Source organism: Actinoallomurus iriomotensis, assembly GCF_030269445.1.
Classification (GTDB): domain Bacteria; phylum Actinomycetota; class Actinomycetes; order Streptosporangiales; family Streptosporangiaceae; genus Actinoallomurus; species Actinoallomurus iriomotensis.
Genome location: NZ_BSTJ01000005.1, coordinates 260462 through 285184, shown reverse-complemented (window position 1 = coordinate 285184; position 24723 = coordinate 260462). Strand labels below are relative to the sequence as shown.

General features: G+C 71.8%; 26 protein-coding genes. 17 read left to right on the top strand and 9 right to left on the bottom strand.

Translation table 11 applies throughout. The annotated features are described in order from the left end of the window. Positions 1-66 precede the first annotated feature (66 nt). Positions 67-1395 (top strand): aminotransferase-like domain-containing protein, encoded by a 1329-nt coding sequence (locus tag QSK37_RS22175; protein WP_285624299.1) that lies wholly within the window; start codon positions 67-69, stop codon positions 1393-1395. A 13-nt stretch (positions 1396-1408) separates the two neighbouring features. Here QSK37_RS22175 and QSK37_RS22170 read toward each other — a convergent pair whose 3' ends face one another. Beyond that, on the bottom strand, positions 1409-1846 hold the full coding sequence (locus QSK37_RS22170; RefSeq protein ID WP_285624297.1) for a MerR family transcriptional regulator: 438 nt from the start codon (positions 1844-1846) through the stop codon (positions 1409-1411). A gap of 86 nt (positions 1847-1932) precedes the next feature. Here QSK37_RS22170 and QSK37_RS22165 point away from each other — a divergent pair, with 86 nt between their 5' ends. Then, a complete protein-coding gene (locus tag QSK37_RS22165; protein ID WP_285624294.1) occupies positions 1933-2526 on the top strand; it encodes a class I SAM-dependent methyltransferase in 594 nt (197 codons plus the stop codon). A 31-nt stretch (positions 2527-2557) separates the two neighbouring features. Here QSK37_RS22165 and QSK37_RS22160 read toward each other — a convergent pair whose 3' ends face one another. Beyond that, positions 2558-3550 (bottom strand): aldo/keto reductase, encoded by a 993-nt coding sequence (locus QSK37_RS22160; protein ID WP_285624291.1) that lies wholly within the window; start codon positions 3548-3550, stop codon positions 2558-2560. 117 nt (positions 3551-3667) lie between these two features. Here QSK37_RS22160 and QSK37_RS22155 point away from each other — a divergent pair, with 117 nt between their 5' ends. Together QSK37_RS22155 and QSK37_RS22150 are read left to right on the top strand one after the other, a co-directional pair. Then, on the top strand, positions 3668-4270 hold the full coding sequence (locus tag QSK37_RS22155; RefSeq protein WP_285624289.1) for a TetR/AcrR family transcriptional regulator: 603 nt from the start codon (positions 3668-3670) through the stop codon (positions 4268-4270). Positions 4271-4276: 6 nt separating this feature from the next. After that, positions 4277-4543 (top strand): alpha/beta hydrolase, encoded by a 267-nt coding sequence (locus QSK37_RS22150; RefSeq protein ID WP_285624285.1) that lies wholly within the window; start codon positions 4277-4279, stop codon positions 4541-4543. Between the two features lie 13 nt (positions 4544-4556). Here the strand turns inward: QSK37_RS22150 and QSK37_RS22145 are convergent, their stop codons facing one another. Continuing rightward, a complete protein-coding gene (locus QSK37_RS22145) occupies positions 4557-5426 on the bottom strand; it encodes a LysR family transcriptional regulator (protein WP_285624282.1) in 870 nt (289 codons plus the stop codon). A gap of 70 nt (positions 5427-5496) precedes the next feature. Here QSK37_RS22145 and QSK37_RS22140 point away from each other — a divergent pair, with 70 nt between their 5' ends. Then, a complete protein-coding gene (locus QSK37_RS22140; RefSeq protein ID WP_285624280.1) occupies positions 5497-6270 on the top strand; it encodes an SDR family oxidoreductase in 774 nt (257 codons plus the stop codon). 75 nt (positions 6271-6345) lie between these two features. Here the strand turns inward: QSK37_RS22140 and QSK37_RS22135 are convergent, their stop codons facing one another. Further along, positions 6346-7206, bottom strand: coding sequence for an oxidoreductase (locus tag QSK37_RS22135; protein ID WP_285624277.1), 861 nt, complete (start codon positions 7204-7206; stop codon positions 6346-6348). Between the two features lie 83 nt (positions 7207-7289). Here QSK37_RS22135 and QSK37_RS22130 point away from each other — a divergent pair, with 83 nt between their 5' ends. Together QSK37_RS22130 and QSK37_RS22125 are read left to right on the top strand one after the other, a co-directional pair. Continuing rightward, positions 7290-7829: a MarR family winged helix-turn-helix transcriptional regulator gene (locus QSK37_RS22130; RefSeq protein WP_285624273.1), complete on the top strand. Its 540-nt coding sequence runs from the start codon at positions 7290-7292 to the stop codon at positions 7827-7829. A 65-nt stretch (positions 7830-7894) separates the two neighbouring features. Next, a complete protein-coding gene (locus tag QSK37_RS22125) occupies positions 7895-8353 on the top strand; it encodes an NUDIX hydrolase (protein WP_285624271.1) in 459 nt (152 codons plus the stop codon). Between the two features lie 8 nt (positions 8354-8361). Here the strand turns inward: QSK37_RS22125 and QSK37_RS22120 are convergent, their stop codons facing one another. The 5 genes from QSK37_RS22120 to QSK37_RS22100 are packed head-to-tail and all read right to left on the bottom strand — an operon-like array spanning position 8362 to position 13441. Further along, positions 8362-10014 (bottom strand): gamma-glutamyltransferase, encoded by a 1653-nt coding sequence (locus tag QSK37_RS22120; protein WP_285624269.1) that lies wholly within the window; start codon positions 10012-10014, stop codon positions 8362-8364. Continuing rightward, positions 10011-10928, bottom strand: coding sequence for a proline iminopeptidase-family hydrolase (locus QSK37_RS22115; RefSeq protein ID WP_285624267.1), 918 nt, complete (start codon positions 10926-10928; stop codon positions 10011-10013). The genes QSK37_RS22120 and QSK37_RS22115 overlap by 4 nt, the downstream gene beginning before the upstream one ends. A 46-nt stretch (positions 10929-10974) precedes the next feature. Continuing rightward, complete coding sequence (locus QSK37_RS22110) at positions 10975-11694, bottom strand: helix-turn-helix domain-containing protein (RefSeq protein WP_285624264.1); 720 nt, start codon at positions 11692-11694, stop codon at positions 10975-10977. Positions 11695-11709: 15 nt separating this feature from the next. Then, positions 11710-12642, bottom strand: a complete 933-nt coding sequence (locus QSK37_RS22105) for a beta-keto acid cleavage family enzyme (RefSeq protein ID WP_285624263.1) — start codon at positions 12640-12642, stop codon at positions 11710-11712. 28 nt (positions 12643-12670) lie between these two features. Beyond that, positions 12671-13441: an SDR family oxidoreductase gene (locus QSK37_RS22100; protein WP_285624260.1), complete on the bottom strand. Its 771-nt coding sequence runs from the start codon at positions 13439-13441 to the stop codon at positions 12671-12673. A gap of 173 nt (positions 13442-13614) precedes the next feature. On the opposite strand from QSK37_RS22100, the gene QSK37_RS22095 reads away from it, so the two are divergent. From QSK37_RS22095 to QSK37_RS22050, 10 genes are all read left to right on the top strand, one after another. Further along, on the top strand, positions 13615-14214 hold the full coding sequence (locus QSK37_RS22095; RefSeq protein ID WP_285624258.1) for a helix-turn-helix domain-containing protein: 600 nt from the start codon (positions 13615-13617) through the stop codon (positions 14212-14214). Between the two features lie 205 nt (positions 14215-14419). Next, the gene (locus QSK37_RS22090; RefSeq protein ID WP_285624257.1) at positions 14420-15955 is read left to right on the top strand and encodes an ABC transporter substrate-binding protein; all 1536 of its coding nucleotides are present in this window, start codon (positions 14420-14422) and stop codon (positions 15953-15955) included. Positions 15956-15957: 2 nt separating this feature from the next. After that, positions 15958-16968 (top strand): ABC transporter permease, encoded by a 1011-nt coding sequence (locus QSK37_RS22085; RefSeq protein ID WP_285624255.1) that lies wholly within the window; start codon positions 15958-15960, stop codon positions 16966-16968. Continuing rightward, positions 16965-18833, top strand: a complete 1869-nt coding sequence (locus tag QSK37_RS22080; protein WP_285624253.1) for a dipeptide/oligopeptide/nickel ABC transporter permease/ATP-binding protein — start codon at positions 16965-16967, stop codon at positions 18831-18833. The genes QSK37_RS22085 and QSK37_RS22080 overlap by 4 nt, the downstream gene beginning before the upstream one ends. Next, positions 18830-19843, top strand: coding sequence for an oligopeptide/dipeptide ABC transporter ATP-binding protein (locus tag QSK37_RS22075; protein WP_285624251.1), 1014 nt, complete (start codon positions 18830-18832; stop codon positions 19841-19843). The genes QSK37_RS22080 and QSK37_RS22075 overlap by 4 nt, the downstream gene beginning before the upstream one ends. Further along, positions 19840-21066, top strand: coding sequence for a metal-dependent hydrolase family protein (locus QSK37_RS22070; protein WP_285624248.1), 1227 nt, complete (start codon positions 19840-19842; stop codon positions 21064-21066). Before QSK37_RS22075 ends, QSK37_RS22070 begins: the two co-directional genes overlap by 4 nt. Beyond that, positions 21063-22349 carry an aconitase X catalytic domain-containing protein gene (locus tag QSK37_RS22065; RefSeq protein ID WP_285624247.1) on the top strand — a complete coding sequence of 429 codons (1287 nt, stop codon included), beginning with the start codon at positions 21063-21065 and terminating at the stop codon, positions 22347-22349. Before QSK37_RS22070 ends, QSK37_RS22065 begins: the two co-directional genes overlap by 4 nt. After that, positions 22346-22774, top strand: coding sequence for an aconitase X swivel domain-containing protein (locus QSK37_RS22060; protein WP_285624246.1), 429 nt, complete (start codon positions 22346-22348; stop codon positions 22772-22774). Before QSK37_RS22065 ends, QSK37_RS22060 begins: the two co-directional genes overlap by 4 nt. Beyond that, a complete protein-coding gene (locus tag QSK37_RS22055) occupies positions 22771-23697 on the top strand; it encodes an ornithine cyclodeaminase family protein (RefSeq protein ID WP_285624243.1) in 927 nt (308 codons plus the stop codon). The genes QSK37_RS22060 and QSK37_RS22055 overlap by 4 nt, the downstream gene beginning before the upstream one ends. Further along, on the top strand, positions 23694-24614 hold the full coding sequence (locus QSK37_RS22050) for a cyclase family protein (RefSeq protein WP_285624241.1): 921 nt from the start codon (positions 23694-23696) through the stop codon (positions 24612-24614). Before QSK37_RS22055 ends, QSK37_RS22050 begins: the two co-directional genes overlap by 4 nt. Positions 24615-24723 lie beyond the last annotated feature (109 nt).

The following is a 24723-nucleotide window of genomic DNA, read 5'->3' as shown; positions in this document are numbered from 1 at the left end:
ATTGAGAGCAATATCTCGGTGCAATGGCAAAATTGCTCTCGAAGCAATGTCGAAGCGAGGGCGGGATTGGACGACTATCGGCGGATCGCGGATGCGCTCGCGGCGGAGATCGCCACCGGCCGGCTCAGGCCCGGAGACCGGCTGCCGCCGCAGCGGCAGTTCGCACGCAGGCACGGCATCGCCGGGTCCACCGCGGCGCGGGTGTACGGCGAGCTGGTCCGCCGCGGCCTCGCGGTCGGCGAGGTCGGGCGCGGCACGTTCGTCCGCGCCGCCGCGCCGTCAAGCGAACCCGCGCTCGCCGAGCCGGCCCGCGCACGGGTGGACCTGGAGCTGAACTTCTCCCTACCCCCGGAGCAGCCCGCGCTCCTCGCGCGAAGCCTGGGCGGAATGCTGCGTCCGGACGTGCTGGCGGACGCGCTCACGCCCATGGGCGCGGCGGGCACCCGGGCGGTACGGGAGGGCGCGGCCGCGATGCTGTCCCGTCCGGGCTGGAGTCCCGATCCGGGGCGGCTGCTGCTGGCGGGCAACGGCCGGCAGGCGATCGCCGCCGCGCTCGCGGCCCTCGTCCCGGCCGGTGAACGGGTCGGCGTCGAAGAGTTGACCTATCCCCTGGTCAAGGGCATCGCCGCCCGCCTCGGCCTCACGCTGGTCCCGCTCGCCATGGACGAGTGCGGGGTGCTCCCGGAGGCCATCCGATCGGCCGGGCCGCTGCGCGCCGTCTACCTCCAGCCGACACTGCACAATCCGCTCGGCGTGACCATGCCCGAACGGCGGCGCTCCGAAGTCGCCGCCGCCCTGCGGGATCTGGGGATCCACGCGGTCGAGGACGGCATCTACGCGTTCCTGCGCGACGGCCCGCCGCCGCTGGCCGCGTTCGCGCCGGACCAGGTCATCGTCGCCGACAGCCTGTCCAAACGCGTGGCCCCGGGGCTGACCGTCGGCTTCGCGGTGGCACCGGAGGCGGTCGGCGACCGGGTCGCCTCGGCGCTGCGCTCGGGCGGCTGGACCGCTCCGCGATTCGCGGTCGAGGCCGCGACGCGATGGCTCACCGACGGCACGGTCGCGGCCCTTCAGGAAATCAAGCGCCGCGACGCGGCGGCACGTCAGCGGCTCGTACGTGAACACCTCGCGGAGTTCGCCGTCGAGGCCGATCCGCAGGCGTTCCACTGCTGGTGGCGGCTGCCCGCCCCGTGGCGGGCCGACACGTTCGTCGCGGCCGCCGCCCGGCGCGGCATCGCGGTCACCCCCGGCGCGGCCTTCACCGTGGTCGCGGCCCACGCGCCCAACGCCGTTCGTCTCGCCCTGTCGGCACCACCGCCCGACACGCTCGCCCGGGCGCTGGCCACGCTCGCCGCACTCGCCAGAAGTGCTCCCGAGGACACGGAGATCGAGTAGACGCCGCGGGGGGTCAGTGCGAGTGAACCTGCTCGTGCGCCTCTTCGAGAGAGGATCCCGCCAGGAACGCCGCGACCCCGCCGGTGAAGTTGGAGCACTCGAGGATGTCGTCGTGCGGGCAGGCCAGGCCATGGGCGATGGCGGTACGTGCCACCTGAGCCTGGGCGATCCGTTGGTCCAGCTCGGTGAGCTTGCGCTGGTACAGCTCCCGCCAGCCGTCGCCGGCCGGCGTACGAGCCGCGAGGAAGGCCTTGACCTCCCGCAACGTGAAACCGACGTCCCGCAGCAACAACACGATCCCGACCAGCCCGACCGCCGAGGGCGGATAACGCCGCTGGCCCGAGACCCGGGCCGGCGCCGGGAGCAGGCCGAGCTCCTCCCAGTAGCGCAGAGCAGAGGTGGCGACACCCGTACGGCTCGCCAATTCACCGATCGTCAGCTGCTCGCCCATTTGACTTCAAGCGTACTTGAAGCCGTTGGCTGGTGATCATGCATACGGCAGATACCTCTCTCAAGCGACGCGCGATCAGATATCTGGTGCGACAGGCCCATCAGCCCCGGGGCGTCGTCGGGTGGGCGACCGGCAGGATGTTCGCACACCGCCCCTCCAACCGGCAGCGCAACATCTGGGCGGTCTCGGTGCTGGACGTACAACCGACCGACCGGGTGCTCGAGATCGGCTTCGGTCCCGGCGTCGCCATCGCCGAACTCGCCGGCCGCGCCACCCGGGGCCACGTCTACGGCATCGACCACTCCCAGGCCATGGTCCGGCAGGCATCCCGCCGCAACGCCGCCGCCGTCCGTGCCCGTCGGGTGCACCTCACGCACGCCTCAGTCGAGCGGCTGCCGAGCTTCGACGAACCGCTCGACGCCGTCCTCGCCGTCAACACCGTGGGGTTCTGGCCCGATGCGGTGGAGCGGCTGCGCGAACTGCGCCGCCTGCTCCGCCCGGCAGGACGCATCGCGCTCGTCAGCCAGCCCCGCTGCCCCGGCGCCACCCGAGACACCACGGTCCGAGCCGCCCAGGAGCTCCAGGACCTGCTCACCCGGGCCGGCTTCGCCGACCCGCAGGTCAGGACCCTCGACCTGGACCCGCCCGTCGCCTGCGTGCTCGCCACCAACCCGACCTGACCTCCTGGCCCGACAGCACACCGACCAGTGGTCACCAGGCGTACGCCTCGGGCGCGGGCTTGGCTCCGTTGGGCGCGGGCGGCGGGAAGAGCTCGTCCAGCTTGGCGAGCGTGCCGTCGTCGAGCGTGATCCGCAGCGCGCGCAGCGAGCCGTCGAGCTGCTCGACCGTCCGCGGCCCGACGATCGGCCCGGTCACTCCGTCCTGCGCGAGCAGCCATGCCAGTCCGACGTGGGCCGGATCCTCGCCGATCTCGGCGCACAGCTTCTCGTACGCCTCGACGGACTCCCGTCGCTCGGCGAACGCGGCGGCCCACAGGCCCGAGCCGCTGCGGGCGGCGACCCCCTCACGCTGCTTGCGCAGGACACCGCTGAGCACACCGCCGTGCAGCGGCGAGTACGGGATCACGCCCAGCCCGTACGCCCGCGCCGCGGGCAGGACCTCCAGTTCGACCCAGCGCGACATCAGGTTGTAGATCGACTGTTCGCTGACCAGCCCAAGGAAGTGCCGGGACCGCGCGGCCTCCTGGGCCTGCGCGATGTGCCAGCCGGCGAAGTTGGAGGAGCCGAAGTAGAGCACCTTTCCCTGCTGGCGCAGAACGCTGAACGCCTCCCAGATCTCATCCCACGGCGTACTCCGGTCGATGTGGTGCATCTGGTACAGGTCGATGTGGTCGGTCTGCAAGCGTTCGAGCGACGCCTCGCACGCGCGCCGGATGTGCAGCGCGGACAGCCCGCTGTCGCCCGGCCGGTCGCCCATCGGAAGGTAGACCTTGGTGGCGAGGACGGTCCTGTCACGCCGGCCGCCGCCGTGGGCGAACCACCGGCCGAGGATCTGCTCGGTGGCGCCTTCACCCTGCGGCTCGCCGTACACGTTGGCCGTGTCGAAGAAGTTGATGCCGTGCTCGTGCGCTCGGTCCATGATCGCGTGGCTGTCCTCTTCGGACGTTCGCGACCCGAAGTTCATGGTGCCGAGGACGAGCCGGGACACCGAAAGGCCGCTGCGGCCGAGGCGGGTGTACTCCATGGGTTCCACCTTCCGAAAGCGCCCTAGGCGCATCATCAAGGACGCGATGACGCTACAAGTTGCAACATTGATGACGCAAGTTGCCTGCGAACTGTGACGCTGCCGTATGCTCTCTCCATGAAGACACAGCGGCGGTCGACACCCGCCGGGGCCCGGCCGCTGCGCGCGGACGCCGAGCGGACGATGACGGCGATCCTGGAGGCGGCCGAACGCACCCTCAGCGACGATCCCGCGGCGACGATGGAGCAGATCGCCGAAGCCGCCGGCGTCGCGCGTACCACCGTGCACCGGCGCTTCGCCACCCGCGAGGCGCTCGTCGACGCCCTGGCGGTGTGGGCCACCCAGCGGTTCGCCGCCGCGGTCGAGGCCGCCCACCCGGACACGGCTCCGCCGCTGGTCGCCCTCTACCAGACGACCGCGAACGTTCTCGGCGTCAAGGTCGGCTGGGGATTCGCGATGAGCCAGGCCACCTCGGCCGACCCGGAGGTGGCGCGCGTCCACGGCGAGGTACGGGACACGTGCGAACGGTTGTTCCGCCGGGCCAGGGACGCCGGCGTTCTGCGCGCGGACGTCGACATCGCGTGGACGCGCCGGGTCTACTACGCCCTCATCCACGAGGCCGCACAGAACCGGGACGAGAACGACGCCGACGCCCTCGCGACGCTCGTGGTGGACACCCTGCTCCGCGGCGCGGGCACCCCGCACCCCGACCGCCTGTGACACCGCGTGGCTGACAGCGCGGGACCCGCCTTCCCCGCCGAGGCCGGCACGTTCACCGGCCTGGACACGACGCCCCTCGGCGTGCCCGGGCTGGTCGTCTCCAGCGACGACGACCCGTACTGCACCGTCGATGCCGCGCGGCGCCTGGCCGACGCCTGGGGACTCGACCGCATCGGCGTGAGCCGTGCGGGCCACACCAACTCGGGCAGTGGCCTGGGCCGATCGGACTTCGGTCGCGCCCTGCTCACCGCCTTCACGGCGGGCGCTCGCTGATCCGCCCGGGACCTCAGTGCGAGCCGTCCAGGGCCGTCTGGACGAACTTGGCGATCCACGGTGAGCGGCCGCCCGCCCGCCACAGGGCCAGGGCCCGGTACGGCGCCGCGTCCGGCACCGGCCGGTAGGTCACGTCGGGCCGGACGTTCCTCGCGGCCAGCGAGGCGGGCACCAGGGCCACGGCCTGGCCCAGGGCGACGACCTCCAGCAACTGCGCGCTGTCCCGTACGACCGGGCCGTCGGCCGGCCGATCCGGATGGCCCAGCCAGTGGTCGCGGTCGACGACCGCCGGAACACTCCACCGGGGCGCCGGCTCGGCGATCAGGTCGGCGGTACTGAGAACATCGCGCCGGGCCAGTGCGTGTCCCGAGGGGAGCGCGGCGACGCGTCGCTCGGTGCTCAGCAGCTCGGTGTCGAGGCCGTGACCGTCGAAGCAGGCGGCGATCGCCACGTCCGCGCGCCCGTCGCGGACCATGGCGGCCTGCTCGCCGAACCCGCTCAGCACGACCTGGACCTGCGGCGCGTCGGGCTCCGCACGGAACCGCTCGCAGACCCGGTGCAGCAACTCCGTGGCCACCCCCGGTTTGGCGGTGACGACGAGCCTGCGGTCGGGAAGGCCGGCCCGCCGCGTCCGGCGTACGGCCGAATCCAGAGCGCCGAGGACGACGGCCGCCTCCTGGACCAGCACCTCGCCGGCCCGGGTCAGCGCCAGCCGGCGCTCGCTGCGATCGAACAGGGCGACCCCGAGCCGACGCTCCAGCTGACGTATGGCCCGGGACAGCGGCGGCTGAGCGATGCCGAGCCGTTCGGCCGCGCGGGTGATGTTCAGGTCCTCTGCGACGGCGCAGAAATAGCGCAGTTCACGGATTTCCGGCTCCGGCATACCGCCAGGGTATGGGGCCGCACCCGACCGGTCCTTTCCTTCCGGCGCGTCGGTGGCTGAGGTGGGACGCATGAACGCGAGCGAAGTAGCACTTGTCACGGGCGGCAACAAAGGCATCGGCCGGGAGATCGTCCGCCGGCTCGCCCGGCAGGGCCTCACCGTGTACCTCGGCGCCCGTAGCCCGGAGCGCGGCCACTCGGCCGTCGAGGAACTGACGCGGGAGGCGGCGGCCGAGGAACCCGTGGGCGGGCCGGACGTCCGGTTCGTACGGCTCGACGTGACCGACCCCGGATCCGTCGAGGCGGCCGTCGAGAAGATCGAGACCGAGGCGGGACGGCTGGACGTACTGGTCAACAACGCCGGGATCATGACCGAGTGGGGCGTACGGGCCGCCGACGTCACGGCCGCGCGGCTCCGCGAGGTTTACGAGGTCAACGTGTTCGGGGTCGTCACTGTCACGTCGGCCTGCGTGCCGTTGCTCCGCCGCTCCCCCAACCCGCGGATCGTCAACATGTCCAGCGGGCTCGGGTCGCTGACGTTCCTGAGTGACCCGGCGAACCCGCTGTCGACGCGGGGATCTCTCGCGTACGGCTCGTCGAAGGCCGCGCTCAACGCCCTGACCGTGATCTACGCCAACGCCCTCCGTGCGGAGGGCATCAAGGTCAACGCCGCGGGCCCGGGCCTGGTGCCGACCGACCAGAACGCCGCCGCGCCCTTCCCCCGCGGCGACCGCACCCCGGCGGACGGCGCGGTCGTCCCGGCCCTGCTCGCGACGATCCCCTCCGACGGCCCCACCGGCGCCTTCCGCGGCCCCGATTCCCTGGACGACGTCATCCCGTGGTGAGGGGGTGACCACCCTCGGTACGACGCCCAGGGAGTTCGGGTCGGGCAGCCCGGTCGCGCCGTACGCGCAGGTGGCTCAGGCGTCGGGGTAGCGGGTGTCGAGGGAGATCGCCTCCCAGGAGTCCAGGTCGGCCAGTTGGCGCTGGAGCTTGTGGCGGATGCGGGTGACGGCCTCCGGGCCCAGCGGCAGGCGCAGCGGCGAGGTGTCGTCGTCGACCGCCCGCAGGATCGCCTGCGCGGCCTTGGCGGGGTCGTTCGGTTGTGCTCCGTCCTGGTCGGAGAAGCGTTCGCGCATCGCGCCGGCCGGGGTGTCGCGGTAGTCGGCGATCTGGGTGGCGAATCGCATCGACCGGCCGGCGAAGTCGGTACGGAACGGGCCGGGCTCGACGATCGTGACGCGGATGCCGAGGGGGCCGACCTCGCCGGCCAGGGCCTCGGACATGCCCTCCAGGGCGAACTTGGACGTCGCGTAGATCGCGTGACCGGGGTTGCCGACGACGCCGCCGACCGAGGACATCTGCACGATGTGCCCGCTGCGACGGGCCCGCATGTGCGGCAGGACGGCGCGGGTCACCGTCGCGGCCCCGAGCACGTTGGTGCCCAGCACCGCGTGGATCTCCTCCTCCGACAGCTCCTCCAGCGCACCCACGAGACCGTGCCCGGCGTTGTTGACCAGGACGTCGATCCGGCCGAACTCCTCGATGCCGGCGGCGACCGCGGCCGTCACCGTGGCCGGGTCGGTGACGTCGAGGGCGTACGCGCGGACGTGCTCGGGGGCGCGGTCGGCAAGGTCCTTGACCGCCCGCGGGTCGCGCGCCGTGGCGACCACACGTTCGCCGCGTGCGAGGGCGGCATCCGCGATCGCGCGGCCGAGTCCGGTGCTGGTGCCGGTGATGAACCAGACGCGCGGGCCTTCGTCGACTCCGTTGACAGGCATGCTCGGTGCACATCCTCTGCGCCTTGTAGATTTACCTTGATACTCAAACAAAGTACTTTGAGACTCAAGGAAGTGCCAAACCCGTGGAACCCATCGACTCGGTCGGCGCCGGCATCGCCACGTGGATGGATCAGATGCCTCCCAGGGTCGACCCCGATGTGGAGGCCGCGCGGCAGCGGATCGGCCGGATCGCGCGGTTGTTCGAACGGCTGCTGGAGCGCGTCGCCGACGAGCAGCAGATCACGCTGGGCGACTGGGAGGCCTTGTCCGTGCTGCAGCGTTCGGGCCCGCCGTATGAGCGCACGCCGAAGCAGCTCGCCGACGCGCTCGCCCTCACCTCGGGAACGATCAGTGTGCGGATCGAACGCCTCACGCGGGCCGGCCTCGTCGAGCCGGTGCCCGCCGCCGACGGCCGCAGCCGCCCCGTACGGTTGACGGCACGCGGCCGCCGGCACTGGGCCGAGGCCACGGCGCGGCGCACCGCCGAGGAACTGCGGCTGTTCGACGCCGCCCTCGACCGTGACGGGCTGGCGCGGCTGAACGCGCTGCTCGGCGGCCTCCTTTCCCGCCTCGAAGCCGAACTCGGGCCGGTGTCCCAGCATGACCAGCCCCGCATCCGATGACCGACTCGCCGCCGCCGTCGCGTGCATCCGCCGAGCGTGATGCCGTGGCGGCGGAGAATGCGTGGGTGAACCGGCCTAGAATCCGCGTCGCCGCCTATGTGATCAGGCATCTGCCGGGCCCTGAGCTCCTGGTCTTCGACCACGTCGGTATGCCCCAGGCCGGCACCCAGGTCCCCGCCGGCGGCGTCCGTTCCGGCGAGGACCTACAGCACGCCGTCCTGCGCGAGGTCGCCGAGGAGACCGGTCTGCTCACCGCCTCCGTGGTGCGGCGGGTCACCGTGGAGGACAGGCCCCATCCCGACACCCGCCGTCCGCGCAGGACCACCTACTTCCAGCTGCAGGCGCCTCCGGCCACGGCCGACGCCTGGAACCACACCGTGTACGGCGACGGAGACGACGTGGGACTGACGTTCGCCTGCCGCTTCCTGCCACTACCGCTGAAACGACCGCTGGCAGACGACCAGGACCTGTGGCTGGGCCACGTCGACCCGCGCTGGACGACCCTGACCCGCGACCCTCGGTGACCCGGCCGTCAGAATCCGGCGGCCTGTCCGGCGCGGCGTGGGCCGGCGGAGGCGTGCAGCGCGCCCGCCTCGTCACGCCAGGTCATGTGGAAGCTGCCCATCTGGTACTGGTACGGCGCCATCGGGCGGACCAGGACACCCATGCGGGCGGCCTCGGCGACGACCTCGGGCGACAGCCGGCTCTCGACCGTCACCGAGTAGTCGTCGGCGAGCGGCATCATGCGCGGCGCGTCGTCCGCGGCGTACGGGTCCAGGCCGTGTTCGAGGATGCTCGTCATGACCTGCGGCACCGTGATGTGCGGGATGCCGGGCGTGCCGAGGGCGAGCCACGGCCGGCCCTCACGCAGGACCAGCGTGTTGCCGATGACCGAACGGATGCGTCCGCCGCCGGTCAGCCAGCCGCCGAGCATCGCGGTGAGGCTGCTCGTCATGGTGCTGCCGATCATCGGTACTCCGCCGATGACCTGGCCCGGCACTCCTCCACCCTGCACGGTGTTGACGAGCTGGACCCAGTTGCCCTGCGCGTCGACGACGCTGAGCTCGCAGCTTCCGACGGACTGCTTCGACCTGCCGGTCGCCTCGGTCAGCGCACCCGCCGTCGACGTGAGCCGCACATGCTCGGTGAGGTCCACCTTGGTACGGCTCATCCGGAGCACGGCGGCGAGCGCGCGGTGGTACTCCCGCGACATCAGCACGCTGCTCGGGTCCTCGAACACCTCCGGGTCGTTGATGAACCCGGTCTCGTACGCGGCCCGGCGCAGGGCGTGCGCCATGTAGTACAGCGACCGCCCCGACTCGGCGTAGTGCCCGAGCTCGGCGACGCCCAGTTCCTGGAGGATGCCGAGGACCATCGCCGACATGACGGCCTGGCGCTCCGGCGGCGCCTGCTGGATGATCTCGACGTCGCGGTGCCGGTAGCGAAGGCCGTCTCCCCATCGAGGCTCGTCCTGGCGCATGTGCCGCATCTCGATCGGCCAGCCGACCTCGTTCGCGCGCTCGACGAACAGCCGCGCCCACTCCCCCTCGGTGAACAGGTCCGGCCCCTCGGCGGCCAGCCGCGTCAGCGTCCGGGCCAGCTCCGGCTTCGGCCAGCGGTGGCCGACCTGCGGCAGGTAGCCGTCCGGGGTGAAGTGGCGTCGCCCGGAATCGGTGTTCATGTACAGCTCGGCGCTCTGGCCCAGGACGAGGTGCTCGAAGGAGTCGACCTCGTGCCCCTCTTCGGCCCAGTGGATCGACGGCGCGCAGAGCCGGTCCCACGGCCGTGACGCGAACCGCTCGTGCATCGTCTTCAGGCCCGGCATGAAACCGGGGATGACCGCGCAGGGGCCCTCCGGTATCGCGGTGTACGGACCGGAGGAGATGGCGACCGGCCGGAACGGCGCGAGCCCCGGCACGATGGTGCCCATGCTGTTGAGCTCGTAGCACCGGCCCTGCTCGGCGTGCCAGAACAGCATCGTCACCGTGCCGGCGTGACTGGTCATGTCCTGCTGGATCGTCGCGTTGAGCAGGCAGCCGACGATGGCGGCGTCGATGGCGTTGCCGCCGTCGCGCAGGATGTCGAGCATCGCGTCGGTCACGAGCGGATGGGCGCTGGAGCACACCGCGGTCCGGCCCTCCGCCGTCGACTTGGGGCCTACTCGTCCGACCTTGGGCTCGCTCATCGTCCCCTCCTTGTCGAGAGAGACCGGCGCCGCGTCTCGACACCGGTGAGGAATGCCGACAGCTCGGCGAGGAAGGCGTCCGGCTCTTCGAGGAACGCCATGTGCGAGCTGTGCTCGAAGACGGTGAACCGGGCGCCGTCGACGCCGTCCGCCAGCGTGGCCATGTGCTCCGGCACCGCCTCGTCGTGCCGTCCGCAGGTCACCAGGGTGGGCACGGTCACCTCCGGCAGCCGTGGCGTGACGTCCCAGTCCTTCAACGCCCCGGTCACCGGCCCGAACTCGCTGCTCCCCCACAGCGCCGCGTACACCTCGTCGCCGAAGCCGCCGAGCGCGGTCTTGAGCGGCGTCGGCCATGGCCGTACGCGGCACATGTGACGGCGGTTGAAGACGGCGAAGGCGTCCCGGTACTCGCGTGAGCCCACCGTGCCCGCCCGTTCGTGCTCATCCAGCGTCCGGACCACGTCCTCGGGAAGCCGGGCGCGCAGTGCGTGTACCCCGTCGAGCCAGTTCGCGATGCTCGGCGGAGAGCTGTTGAGGAGCAGCGAGACCGGCATCGCCGGCGGGTCGCCCAGCACGTACTCCAGGGCGAGCCATCCGCCCCAGGAGTTGCCGAAGAGGTGGAATTCCCCCAGGCCGAGGGCGGCCACGACCGTCCGCAGTTCCTCGATGAAGTACGGGATCGACCATGATGACCGCGGTGGCCTCCGCTCGGACCGGCCGCAGCCCGCCTGGTCGTAGAAGATCACTTCACGGTCGGTGCCCAGCCGGGCGAGCGGCTCGAGGTAGGAGTGCGGCATGCCGGGCCCGCCGTGCAGGCACACGACGGGTGGGCGGCCGGGCGTGCCGACGCGCCAGTAGGCCACGTCGCCCTGGGGCATCGTGACGAAGCCGGTCGGCTTCTCGGAAAGGTTCACCGGCGTCTCCCGACGACCGCAGGGACAGGGTGAGGCGGACCCCCGGCTAGTACGAGGCCGGGGTCTGCACCCAGAGCAGTTCGGAGGAACCGCGGGACAGGTTCTGGCTGCCGTGCAGGTCCTTGCCGGGGAAGGTGAGGCTGTCCCCGGCGGAGAGGCGGTGGACCTCCGAACCGACGGTCACGGCGACCCGCCCCTTGAGGATGAACACGAACTCGGTGTCCGCGCCGTGCGCGAACAGCTCCGGGCCGGTTCCACCGCCGGGCTCGAGCTTCACCCACAGCACTTCCAGGCTTCCGCTGGGATCCGAGCTGACCTGGGCCTCGGTGATGCCGCGGTCCGGATACTCGTACGCCGCGCGTTCGTCCTGCCGGACGATCTGGCTGCGTGACAGGGACGCCTGGAAAAGATCACCGATGTGGGCCCGGAGCGCCTGGGCGATGCGGACCAGCGTCGGCACTGAGGGCGTCGCCGTACCGTGCTCGACCTGGGAGATGAACGCGGCCGAGACGCCGGCCTGCTCCGCCAGGTCGCGTACCGCCATGCCGCGCTGGGTCCGCAGGTTGTTGATGTTGCGGCCGAGCAGGGCCTTGACGGCGTCGGCATCGGTGTCGTTGTCCGGGACCACCGGTGGCGGCCCTTCGCCCGGGCCCTCCTCGGCACGCGCGCCATCCTCGGCACGGGTGCCGTCGGCGGCCGGGCCGCCGAAGTGGCCCTGGCGTCTGTCGCCGCCCTGCTGATGCGCTGACGGCCGGCGAGCAGCCAATTCGCTTCCACTCCTCTATGTCGCCTTGTACCACGGACCCAGCTCGGCGCGCAGCGCGTCGGGCGTCGCGATCGGCCTGGCCAGCCGGTCGGCGAGTTCGGTCGCGACGTTCACCAGTTCCGCGTTGGTCTTCGCCTGCCGGTCACGACGGACCCGCAGATTGTCCTCCAGGCCCACCCGGCAGTCGGCGCCCCACGACAGCGCGGTCGCGACATGGCGGAACTCGCCCGGGAAACCGGTCGCGGCCACGCTGATGCTCGCGGCGTCGGCTCCGAGGATACGGTCGGCCGCCTGGGTCAGGATGAAGAAGTCGTCCAGGGCGTTGCCGGCCCCGCCGAGCACGCCCAGCACGAGCTGGATCCGGATGGGGGCCTCGAGGGTCCCCTCGTCGAGCAGGAAGCGGGCCATGGACAGGTGCCCCAGGTCGTAGGCCTCGAGCTCGGGCGTGACGCCCAGGTCGCGGAACTCCGCCGCGAAGCGGCGGACGGTGCCGAGCGTGTTGGTGAACACGCCCTCCCCGGACTTGTCCAGGACCTCCTGCTCCCAGGCGTGCTGGACCTTCGGCCAGCGCGCCCTGTTCGGGAAGCCCTCATAGTTCATCGTCCCCAGGTTCAGCGTGCCGATCTCCGGCCGGCCGGCGCGGATGCCGGCGAGGCGCTGGTCCTCGGGCATTCCGGGGGTGCCGCCGGTGCTGATGTTGATGACGACGTCGGACCGCTCACGGATGCCGGTGACGATCTCGCGGAACATGGCCGGGTCGCCGGTCGGGCGTCCGTCGAGCTCGCGGGCGTGAAGGTGGACGCAGGTGGCTCCGGCCTCGGCGGCGGCAATCGCCTCGTCGACGATGGCCTCGGCCCCGCACGGGATGTGGGGGCTCTGGCTCGGGAGGACGTCGCCGCCCGTCACCGCCGCGGTGAGGACGCACGGCTCGTACTTGTCGCGCAACATGACCGATCCCTTCGGTAAAGGTGGTGCTTCAGGACGCGAGCGTGCCGAGGTCGGCCGGTAGGCAGACCCCGGTCACGGAGGAGGACAGGTCGCTGGCGAGAAACGCGAACAGGGCGGCGACCTCGTCCGTGCCGATCAGGCGTTTGACGGGTTGGCGGTCGAGCAGGAGCTCCAGCACCTGTTCCCTCGTGAGGCCGCGCAGGGCCATCTGCTCCGGCAGCTGGCGTTCGACCATCGGCGTCGACATCCAGCCGGGCGCGACCGCGTTGGCGGTCAGGCCGTGCGGCGCGCCCTCCAGCGCGGCGACCTTGGTCAGGCCGTTGACCGCGTGCTTGGCCGAGACGTACGCGGCCTTGAACGGCTCGGCGACCAGACCGGAGACCGAGGAGGTGATCAGGACGCGCGACGCGGGCCGGCCGGTCAGCTCCGCCCAGGCCGCCTTCAGGGCCAGGAACGGGCCCTTGACCATCACGTTCATGAGCCGGTCCCACTCCTCCTCTGGGAACTCGGGGATCGGCGCGACGAACTGCACGCCGGCGTTGAGGACCAGCACGTCGAGGTGCCCGTGGCGGCGAACGGCCTCGGCCACCATGAGCCGGTTGCCCTCCGCCGTGGCGACGTCCGCGACGAAGTCGCAGGCGCCGCCGTCGACCAGGTCGACGCCGACGACCTCGGCGCCGGCGCGCGCGAAGGTGCGGCAGATCGACTCGCCGAGTGCCCCGGCGGCACCGGTGACGAGAGCGACCCGCCCGGTGAGGAGACCGCTGAGGGAAGTGTCGAAAACGCTGGTAGAGGCCACGGAGTCCGACCTTCCGCTCGTGGGATTGATCGACCGCATCGTTACTGTGGCTTAGGTGGCGTAAGCTATACTTACGAAAAGACGGGCGTCAAGGAGTGCGGAGCGGACGACGCGCGTCGTGGCAGATTGTTCAATATATTGACGACGCCTGCCCACTCGGGCAGGCTGTTCGCATGCCTCGCGACACCAGGGCGGCCCAGGCCGGCGACTCGAGCGCCTCGGCGCCGACGATGGCGGTCGTGGGGAACCTCGTACGCGAGCTGCGCCGCACCGCCGGCATGAGCATCGCCACCCTCGCCCAGGCCGCCGGTATGAGCCCCGGACTGTTGAGCCAGCTCGAGCGGGGTCAGGGAAATCCGTCGTTCACCACGCTCGTCAAGCTGGCGCAGGCGCTCGACGTGCCGGTCGGCCGGTTCTTCCTCGCCGACGCCGAGGCGGGGTCACTGGTCCGCGCCGGCGCGCACCGGCGGCTGCTGACGGCCGACGAGAATCTCGAGTACACCCTGATCACGCCGCACATGAACGGCAGGCTCGGCATGATCAAGGTGCAGATCGCCGCCGGGTGGAGCAACGAGAGCGCGCCGTTCAAGCACGTCGGCGAGGAATGCATCATGATCACCGAGGGTGAGCTCATCGTGTGCGTCGCCGGCACCGTGTACACGCTCCACGAGGGCGACTCGCTCACCTACGACTCCGACCTGCCTCACTGGTACCGCAACGCCACCGGCCACAACGCGGCGCTCATCGGCGCCATGACGCCGCCCTCCTTCTGACGCGCGCCCGCGCCGGGCGTTACGCCCGCTTCCAACGGTCTGGCGTTCAACATATTGACATCGGATATCCAGATCGTCACCATGGCCGAACACGAGTTCAGTTGATGAACGCGATCCGAGCCCGCTCTGGGGCGCCGCACTTCTCATCCGGCCAGATCACCCGAGGACCACCATGAGAATCAAAACCGGGCACCAGGCAGTCGTCATGAGTGTCACCGTAAGTGCTCTGCTCGTCGCGGGCTGTGGCGGTTCGTCGAAGTCCAGCGGCAAGGCGCCTCCGAACGTCACGAACGGCGTCGTCTCCATGACGCTCGACGGTCCGGTCAGCAGCTACGACCCGACCCAGGCGAGCACGTTCCAGGACGCGGTCGCCCTCGCGGCCCTGTACGACACGCTGGTCAACTTCGACCCCTCGGGCAAGCTGATCCCAGGCCTGGCGGACAAGTGGAGTTCCACGAAGAAGACCGCCACCTTCCACCTCAAGAACGGTGTCACCTGCTCGGACGGCACCTCCCTCACCGGCGCGATGGTGGCGGCGTCACTGAACCGGCTCTTCGACCCCGCGACCAAGGCACCTCTCATCGGCCAGGCCATCGGCCCGGGCAACACGGCGAAGGCGACCTCGTCCGGCGACTCGGTGACGATCACCACGGGAAAGCCCTGGTCGGACCTCGTGCCCGGGATGACCGGTCCGTACGCCGGCATCGTCTGCCCGGCGGGCACGAAGGACCCGTCGAGCCTGCGGACGAAGTCCGCCGGCACGGGCGCCTTCGTCTCCGAGTCGCAGGTCACCGGGTCCAGCTACACGATGGCCCGCCGGGCGAAGCACACATGGGGACCGGCGTACGCCGACCAGGCGGCGGGCGAGCCGCCGAAGAAGCTGGTGCTCAAGGTCGTCGACGACGAGAACACGCGGGCCAACCTGACCTCCACCGGTGAACTCCAGGTCGCCTCGTTCACCTCGAACGTGTGGGAACGGTTCAAGTCCACCGCCGGGATCAGCGCTCAGGCGTCACCGCAGTCCGACACGATGCTCGTCTTCAACGAGACCGCCGGCCACGCGACCTCCCAGCAGAACGTCCGGCTCGCCATCTCCCAGGCGTTGGACCGTTCCGTGCTGAACAAGGTCCAGAGCTTCGGCGCCGGCCAGCTCATCTCCAGCCTCGGCCGATCCACCTACGAGTGCTTCGACGGCGGCTCGGCCGCGCAGATCCCCAAGTACGACGCGGCCGCGGCGGCCAAGGTGCTCAAGGGGGTCAAGCTCCAGGTCATCGGCACGAACATCCTGGCCGGCGGTGCCGCGAACGACCAGATCATGTCCGCCCTGCAGGCCGCGGGCGCCGCCGCGACGGTGCACACGATGGACAACCAGGCGTGGGTGTCGGACCTGTTCAGCGGCAAGAACGACTGGGACGTCACGATCTTCGTGTACGGCAACCGGCTGTCGAGCTTCCTGCCGGTCGGGCAGTTCTTCGTCCACGGCGCGCCGCCCAAGGGGCTCAACCTGGGCGCGACGAACAACCCGGCCGCCGAGCAGGCGTTCGACGCGGCCACGGCCAGCTCCGCCAAGGAGAAGTGCGCGGCGCTGACGACGTTCCAGCAGTCGCTGCTGCGGAACAACGATGTCCTGCCGCTGGCCACCGCGCCGGTGCACGTGCTGTTCGCGGGCGGCATCAGCGGCAGCGTCCTCAACGGGTTCGCGGTACCGGCGTCGATCCGCGTCGGCAAGGCGAGCGGTTGACGATGGCGACGACCGCTGCCGGCGCACCGGCCGTACGCCGCGGACTCGCCCGGCGGGTGGCCGGCTCCCCGTGGGCCGGTTACCTCGCCCGGCGGCTCGGCGGTGTGGTCGCCGTGCTCGCCTTCCTCATCGTCGTGACGTTCATGATCGTGCGCTGGGTGCCGGGCGATCCGGCCCGGCAGATCGTCGGGCTGACCGCCGGCGAGGAGCAGGTGCGGCAGGTCCGTGAGCGGCTGGGGCTGACCGAACCCCTGTGGCGGCAGTTCGGGACGTACCTCCGCGGCCTGGCGCACGGTGATCTCGGTACCTCCTTCACGACCGGCCAGCCGGTGTCGTCGATGCTGTCGCAGCGTCTGCCGCTCACGGTCGAGCTGGCGATGAGCGCGCTGGTCATCGTGCTGGTCGTCGCGATACCGCTGGGCACCGCCGTCGGGGTGGCCCAGCAGCGCGGGCGGGCCCGCGTCGCGACGTCGTCGTTCGGGGTCGGCGCCTCGGTCATCGGGGCCATGCCGGAGTACATCGCCGGCACCGTGCTCGTCTACGTGTTCGCCCTGACCCTGCGCTGGCTGCCGGTGCAGGGCGGCTCGGGACCCACCGCGATGATCCTGCCCGCCCTGTCCATCGCGATCGCGCCGGCCGCGGTCCTCACCCGTCTGGTGCGCAACGAGACGGCGGCGGTGCTGTCGCAGGACTACATCACGATGGCGATGAGCAAGCGGCTGTCGAACACACGCCTGCTGCTGCGGCACGTGGTGCCCAACGTCGTGACCAGCACGCTGACCCTCGGCGGGCTCATCCTCGTGGCGCTGCTCGGGGGAACGGTCGTCGCCGAGAACGTCTTCAACATGCCGGGCGCCGGCGCGGAGATCGTGCACGCGATCGTGCGCCGCGACTATCCGGAGGTCCAGGGGATCATCCTCGTGCTCGGCCTGGTCGCCGTGCTGATCAATCTGATCGTCGACGTCACGCTCGGATTGCTCGATCCACGAGTGCTGACGGGGGCGCGCTCATGAGAGGCGTACGTACCCGGCTTCCGGCGATGCTGCTCGTCGGCCTCGTCCTGGCAGCGGTCATCGTTCTGGTCGCCGTCGCGGGGCCGATCCTGTGGCAGGCGCGCGCCGACGCGCTGACCGGCGACATCCGCCAGGGCCCCTCGGGCGCGCACTGGCTGGGCACCGACGCGCTGGGGCGGGACGTGTTCTGGCGTACCGTCGTCGCCACGCGGTCGACGATCGAGATGGCGGTCGCCGCGACCGCGATCGCGGCGGCACTCGGCACCTTCCTGGGCGCGATGATCGTTTCCGCCGGGCCGGCCGTCCGTACGCTGGGCGACCGGGTCATCGACCTGCTGCTGTCGTTCCCGCCGATCATCATCGCGCTGACGTTCACCGCGATCCTCTCCCCGGGCCGCGCGTCGGTGGTCGGCGCGATCGGCCTGGCGTTCTGCCCGCAGTTCGCCCGGCTGACCAACCGGCTCGCGCTGTCGGTGCAGGAGAGGGACTATGTCACGGTCGCGCGGCTGCTGGGCGTGGGCCGGTTCCGCGTCGTCACCCGGCACGTGGTGCCGAACATCGCCCCGCCGCTGCTCGTGCTCACCTCGGTGGGGTTCGCGACCAGCGTGGTGACCGTCTCCGGGCTCAGCTTCCTCGGACTGAGCGTCCAGCCGCCGTCCTACGACTGGGGCAGCCTGCTGGCGAGCGGGCTGCGCAACCTGTACGACAACCCCGGCGAGGCGTTCGGTCCCGCCGCGGCGATCCTGGTCACGGGCCTCGCCGCGGGGCTCGTCGGCGACGGCCTGGTGCGGCACATGGACCCGCGCGGGACGTCGCGGCCGCACCGCGCCGTGCGCCGGTCCGCCGACCCGCCGACGGCCGGTGACGCGAGCCGGGCCGGGGGTGCCGCACCGGTGGCGTCCGTCCGCGACCTGTCGATCCGGCGGCCCGACGGCAGGGAGCTGGTCCACGGGATCTCGCTGACCGTGGACGCCGGCGAGATCGTCGGGATCGTCGGCGAGTCCGGTTCCGGCAAGAGCCTGACCGCACTCGCCCTCGCGCGGCTGCTGCCTCGCGAGCTGGAATGGTCCGCGGCGCACCTCAACGTGAACGGCGTCGACCTGGCCGATCCGGCGAAGGCACCGCCCGCCCGGCTGGCGACCGAGCTGGGGATCGTCTTCCAGGACCCGTCGAGCAGCTTCAACCCCGCGCTGCGGATCGGCACCCAGCTCACAGAGGTCCTCCGGGTGCACGCGAAGATGTCCCGGCGGCAGGCCCACGCCCTGGCGGTCTCCCGGCTGGCCGAGACCCGGGTGTCCTCGCCCGAGCTGCGGATGCGCCAGTATCCGCACGAGCTCTCCGGCGGCATGCGGCAGCGCGCGATGATCGCCGCGGCGATGCTGCCCGAACCGAAACTGATCATCGCCGACGAGCCCACCACCGCGCTGGACGTCACCGTGCAGGCGGACGTGCTGCGCCTGCTGAAACAGATCAACACGACGCACGGCACCGCGATCCTCCTCATCTCGCACGACATCGGCGTGGTCTCCTCGCTCTGCGACCGGATCTGCGTGATGTACGCCGGACGCGTCGTGGAGGAACTGTCGGTCGAGGACCTGCGCCGGCGCGACGTACGGCATCCCTACACGCGAGCACTGCTGGCCGCCTCACCCGACACGGCGTCGGAGCGGGACGGAGCGCGGCTCGTGCCGCTGCCCGGACGCGCCCCGGCGGCCGAGGACCAGGGCCCGGGCTGCTCCTTCGCGCCCCGGTGCCCGCTCGCCGTGCCGGTCTGCACCGAGATCGTTCCGCCGCTGGTCGCCGAGCCTTCGGGCAACGCCGTCGCCTGCCATGTCGAGACAGCCGCCGCGGAGGTCCGGTCATGACCCACACCGACGAGAGCGTGCTGAGCGCCGTGGGGGTGTCGGCCGGCTACGGCTCCGGCCCGCGCTCGCGGAGTGTGCTGCACGACGTGAACGTCGCGGTCCGCCGCGGCGGCACGATGGGCATCGTCGGCGAGTCCGGGTCCGGCAAGTCCACGCTGGCCCAGGTGCTGGTCGGGCGGCTGACCCCGATACGAGGCGTGGTCCGGCTCGACGGCACCGACGTACGGCGGCTGTCGCGAAGGGAGCGCTTCGCGGCCAGGCGCCGGATCCAGCTGGTCCCGCAGGACCCGTACTCCTCGCTGGATCCGCGGATGTCGGTGGAGCGGACGCTGGCCGAGGCGATCGACCCGCGCGGGCGGCTTCGCGCCGGCGCCCACCGTGAACGCATCACCGAGCTGCTCGAATCGGTGGCGCTGGACGGCTCCGCCGCGAAGCGGCTGCCGCACGAGTTCTCCGGCGGTCAGCGTCAGCGCATCGTCATCGCCCGTGCCCTGGCGGTCCGGCCGGAAGTGATCATCGCGGACGAGGTGACGTCCTCGCTTGACACCTCGGTGCAGGCCGAGATTCTGGAGCTGCTGCTCGACCTGCGCGAACGGCTCGGCCTGACCTACGTCTTCATCACCCACGACCTGGCGATCGCGCAGTACATGTGCACCGACCTGAGCGTCCTGTATCTCGGCACGGTGATCGAGCAGGGCACGACCGACGTCCTCACCCGTCCCGCGCACCCCTACACCGAGCTGCTGCGCGACAGCCGGCCCGACCCGAGCGGCCGGTCGACGCCGGCGGCGGCCGGCGGGCTCGCGACCGAGGACGCCGCCGATCCGGCGAATCCGCCGTCCGGATGCGTGTTCCACCCGCGATGTCGCTACGGGCCGAGGACCCATGAGGACCGGACCCGCTGCGCGGTGGAGCCGCCGATCCTGGCCGATCTTCTACCCTCGCGCGAACGCAGGGCCGCCTGTCACTATCCGATCAAAGCGGTGATACAGGACGAGGAGGGCCCATGAGTAACGTTGCGGCGGACTTGCTGATCCGGGACGTGAACCTGATCGACGGCAACGACGGACCGGGTCGGCACGGGTTCGCGGTCGTCGTCGAAGGCCGGCGGATCAAGTGGATCGGCCCGTCCGATTCCGCCCCGTCGTTTCCGCCGCACGCGGTCGTCGACGGGGCCGGATGCAGCCTGCTACCCGGCCTGATCAACGCGCACGTCCACCTGTCCGCCGACGGCGGGCCGGACTTCACGCGGCAGATCGAGTCGGACTCGGTGCCGCTCGCCACGCTGAAGAGCGCCAAGATGGCCGAGCTGGCGCTGCGCGCCGGGGTGACCGGCGTCCGTGACTGCGGCGCCGCCGACGGGATCGTGATCGAGCTGGCCAAGGCGATCGACGACGGCCTCATCCCCGGACCGCGCGTCAAGGCGGCCGGACGCGTGATCACGATGACCGGCGGCCACGGCCACTTCATCGGACGTGAGGCCGACGGAGCGGACGGTGTCCGGGCGGCGACCCGGGCCGAGATCAAGGCCGGTGCCGACTTCATCAAGGCGATGGCGACCGGCGGTGTCCTGACCGCCGGCGTCGATCCCGGGCAGACCGGGCTGGTGCGGGAAGAGCTGGCGGTCGCGACGCAGGAGGCGCACAACGCCGGACGGCGGATCACCGTGCACGCGATCGGCAACCAGGGGATCAAGAACGCCCTGCGCGCGGGCGTCGACTCGATCGAGCACGGGATCCGCCTCGACGACGAGGCGCTCGAACTCGCCGTCGCGCAGGGCACGTACCTCGTGCCGACCCTGCTCGCCGTGGCCTCGATCGTGAACGCGGAGAACAGCGCGGGCATGGTGCCCTGGGTGTTCGAGAAGGCCGTGCACGAGGCGGAGCGGCACCGCGAGAGCTTCGTGGCGGCGGTCCGGTCCGGTCTGCGGATCGCGGCCGGTACGGACGCGGGCACCCCGTACAACCCGCACACGGATCTGGTCCGCGAGCTGGAGCTCATGGTCCAGTACGGGCTGACCGCGCAGGAGGCGATCCGCGCGGCCACCCGCAACGCCGCCGAGAACATGGACGTCCTGCACGACACCGGCACGGTGGAGGTCGGCAAGCTCGCCGACCTGCTGCTGGTCGAGGGCGACCCCGGCACCGACATCGGCGCGCTCGCGCGGATCCGGCTGGTCATCAAGGACGGGCGGATCGTCCACAGCCGCGAACGGGCGGGCGAGGCCGCATGAGGCAGGCCGTCGGCGATCCGGAGTTGACGGCCGCGCAGCGGGAGATGCTCGCGGGCCGTCGCGGCGACGGGGCGGCGCTGGCCATGCGGGTGATCGTCCGGCTCGCCCGCGCGCTCGGCGCCGACCGGCTGATCCCCGTCGACTCCGCGCACGTCGACGGCTGTCTCTTCCACGGGCAGGTGGGGATCGACCTGGTCGAGCGGCTGATCGCCGGCGGCGCCCGGGTCGCCGTTCCCACGACGCTCAACGTCGGCTCGCTGGACCTGCTGCATCCGGGCGTGGTGCGCGGCGACGCCGCCGATCGGGCGGACGCCCGGCGGCTGATGGACGGTTACGTCGCGCTCGGCGCGGAACCCACGTGGACCTGCGCTCCGTACCAACTCCGGGAACGACCGGCGTACGGGCGGCACGTGGCATGGGCGGAGTCGAACGCCATCGTGTTCGCCAACTCGGTCCTCGGCGCCCGCACCGACCGGTACGGCGACTTCGCCGACATCTGCGCCGCGGTGACCGGTTCCGCGCCGTACGTCGGTCTGCACCGGGACGAGAACCGCGCGGGCCAGGTCCTGTTCGACTGCTCGCGGGTGCCGGCCGGGGCGTTCGCGTCGGACGTCGCCTGGGCGGCGCTCGGCCATCTCGTCGGCCGCCGTTCGGGTACGCGCGTCCCCGTGCTGACCGGCCTGCCCGGCGACGCGGACGAGGACCGCCTCAAGGCGTTCGGCGCCGCGGCGGCCTCGGCCGGCGGGGTCGCCCTGTTCCACGCGGTCGGCCTGACTCCGGAGGCGCCCGATGTCGCGACCGCCTTCGGCGGGCGCGCAGCCGAACGACGTCACGAGGTGACCGCCGCGGATCTGCTCGCGGCTCGCGACGAGCTCACCACGGCGCCGGACGGGCGGCTCGACGCGATCAGCGTCGGCACGCCGCACTTCTCCGTCGCCGAGTTCCGCGCGCTCGCCGCGCTGGTGGCCGACGGTCCGCCGTTCGATGAGGACATCGAGTTCTGGATCTCCACGAGCCGGGCCGTCCTCGCCGAGGCCGAGCGCAACGGCGACGCCGCGGCCTGCCGGCGGGCCGGCGCGCGGATCCTTGTCGACACCTGTACCTACATCGCCCCGGTCCTGCGGACCTCTGCACGGGTGGTGATGACCAACTCCGCGAAGTGGGCCTGGTACGCCCCGACCAACCTCGGCATCGACGTCGTGTTCGCCTCGCTGCCCGAGTGCGTGCTGTCCGCGCGCGCGGGGCGCGTCGTCCGCGACCCCGGCCTCTGGCGGGTGCCATGATCGGGGTCCCGCTCAGCCCGGGGTGTGCGACCGCTCCCCTGCTGCTCCTGGACGAGCCGCTGTCGTTCTGGGGCGGCACCGACGTGGCGACCGGCGAGATCACCGACGTGCACCACCCGCAACGGGGAGCCTCGCCCGCCGGACGGGTGCTGGTCATGTCTGGGAGCCGCGGGTCGAGTTCGAGTTCGAGCGTGCTCGCCGAGCAGATGCGGCGCGGTGTGTCGCCGGCGGCCGTCCTGCTCCGGCGGCCCGACGCGATCGTGACGCTCGCGGCGATCGTCGCACGGGAGCTGTACTCGATCGAGGTGCCGATCGTCGTCCTGTCCGCCGAGGACTTCGACGCGCTTCCACGAAAGGGGATGGTGACGGTGTCGGCGACGGACGAGAACGCCGAGATCTCGATCGACGATGGGAGACGCCGATGAGCACCGAGGTGATCGAGGCCCGGAGGCTGCGACGGCTCACCGACGCGCGGCTCCTGGTGGACGCGCTGGAGCGGGCCCTGCTGGCCGACATCCGGCCCTCCGCGGAACCCGGACGCGTCTCCCGGCCGACGAGCCACGGCGAGCTGCTGCTGATGCCGTCGGAGAGCGCCGACTACGTCGGCGTCAAGGTCCTCGGCCTGGCGCCGGGCAATCCGCGTGAGGGGCTCCCGACGATCTCCGGGCTGTACCTGCTGATGGACGCCCGTACGCTCCGGCTGCGCGCCATGATGGACGGTGCCGAGCTCACCCTGCTGCGGACCCCGGCCGTGTCGGCCCTCGCGGTACGCCACATGGCGACCCGCCCGGTCCGCTCGGCCGTCGTGTTCGGCAGCGGACCGCAGGCCCGCGCGCACATCGAGACCTTCCACGCGCTGTACGGCCTGCGCGACGTGGTCGTCGTCGGGCGCGACCCGGAGCGGACCGAGCGGCTGATCCGCCGCTGCGCCGACGACGGACTCCGCGTCCGGCCCGGCACGGCGCGCGACGTACGCGAGGCCGACGCCGTGATCTGCTGCACGAGCGCGCGCGAACCACTGTTCGAGGCGGAGCTCCTGGCGCCGGGCACCCTCGTCGTGGCGATGGGCTCGCACCACCCCGACGCCCGTGAGCTGGGCGACGACGTCATGGCCGGCGCACACGTGGTGGTCGAGTCGCGGGCCGCGGCCGTGACCGAGGCCGGAGAGGTGGTCCACGCCCTCGCCCACGGGGCGGTCGACGAGGCCGACCTGATCGAGCTGGCCGACCTCGTACGAGGCCGGGCCGTCGCCGACGACGGGAGACCGCGGGTGTTCAAGAGCGTCGGGATGGCCTGGGAGGACCTGGCCGTGGCGGCGGTGCTGCACGAGCGCAGGGCCGCCTCATGACGCCCGCCGACTTCCGCCGAATCGGCGCCGCGGTCAGCAACTGGGGCCGCTGGGGCGCCGAGGACGAACGCGGCACCACCAACCTGATCACGCCCCAGAACATCGTGGAGGCGGCCCGGCTGGTGCGCAAGGGCGCGGTGTTCGAGCTGGGGGTCCCGCTCGACGCCGACGGCCCGCCGGCCTTCCCCGGGCGGATCGCCCCGCTGCACCTCATGACCGAGACCGGGGCGGGGCAGGAGTACCCGGGCGGCGCGAGGTGGTCCGACGACTACGTCGTCATGCCGCTCCAGGCCGGCACGCAGTGGGACGCGTTCGCGCACGTCTGGTACGACGGCATGCTCTACAACGGCTTCCCGGAGGACACGATCGGCCCGCACGGCGCGCGCCGGTGTTCGATCGACGCCCTCGCCGGCGGGGTCACCGGGCGAGGCGTCCTGCTCGACGTCGCCCGCCACTCCGGCGTGGACTGGCTGGAGGGCGGCCACGTGATCGGCCCGGAGACCCTGGACGCGGTCGCCGAGCGGCAGGGCACCGAGATCCGTCCGGGCGACATCCTGCTGGTCCGGACCGGCTGGTGGGGGAAGTTCGCCGCCGAGCGGGACGGCGCCGGGTGGATCAGCACCGAACCGGGACTCGGCCTCGCCTGCGTACGGTGGATCCGCGACCACGACCTCGCGGCGCTGGCCATGGACAACTGGGGCATCGAAGTCGCGCCCGGCGAGGACCCCGCCGCCACGAACCCGGTGCACTGCGTGCTGCTCCGCGACGTGGGCATCCCCCTCGGCGAGATCTTCGACCTGGAGGCCCTGGCGGATGACTGCGCGGACGACGGGAGGTATGAGTTCCTGTTCACCGCGCCACCGCTCAAGGTCGCCGGCGCGGTCGGCTCCCCCATCAGCCCGCTCGCGCTGAAGTAGCCCCCGGGACGATCAGCGGCGCTCGCGGCGCACTGGAACGCCGAACCCGTCAGCATCAGTACGACGCGGGCCCCACCTCTCTGCTGGGCGGTGGGGCCCGCGTGATCAG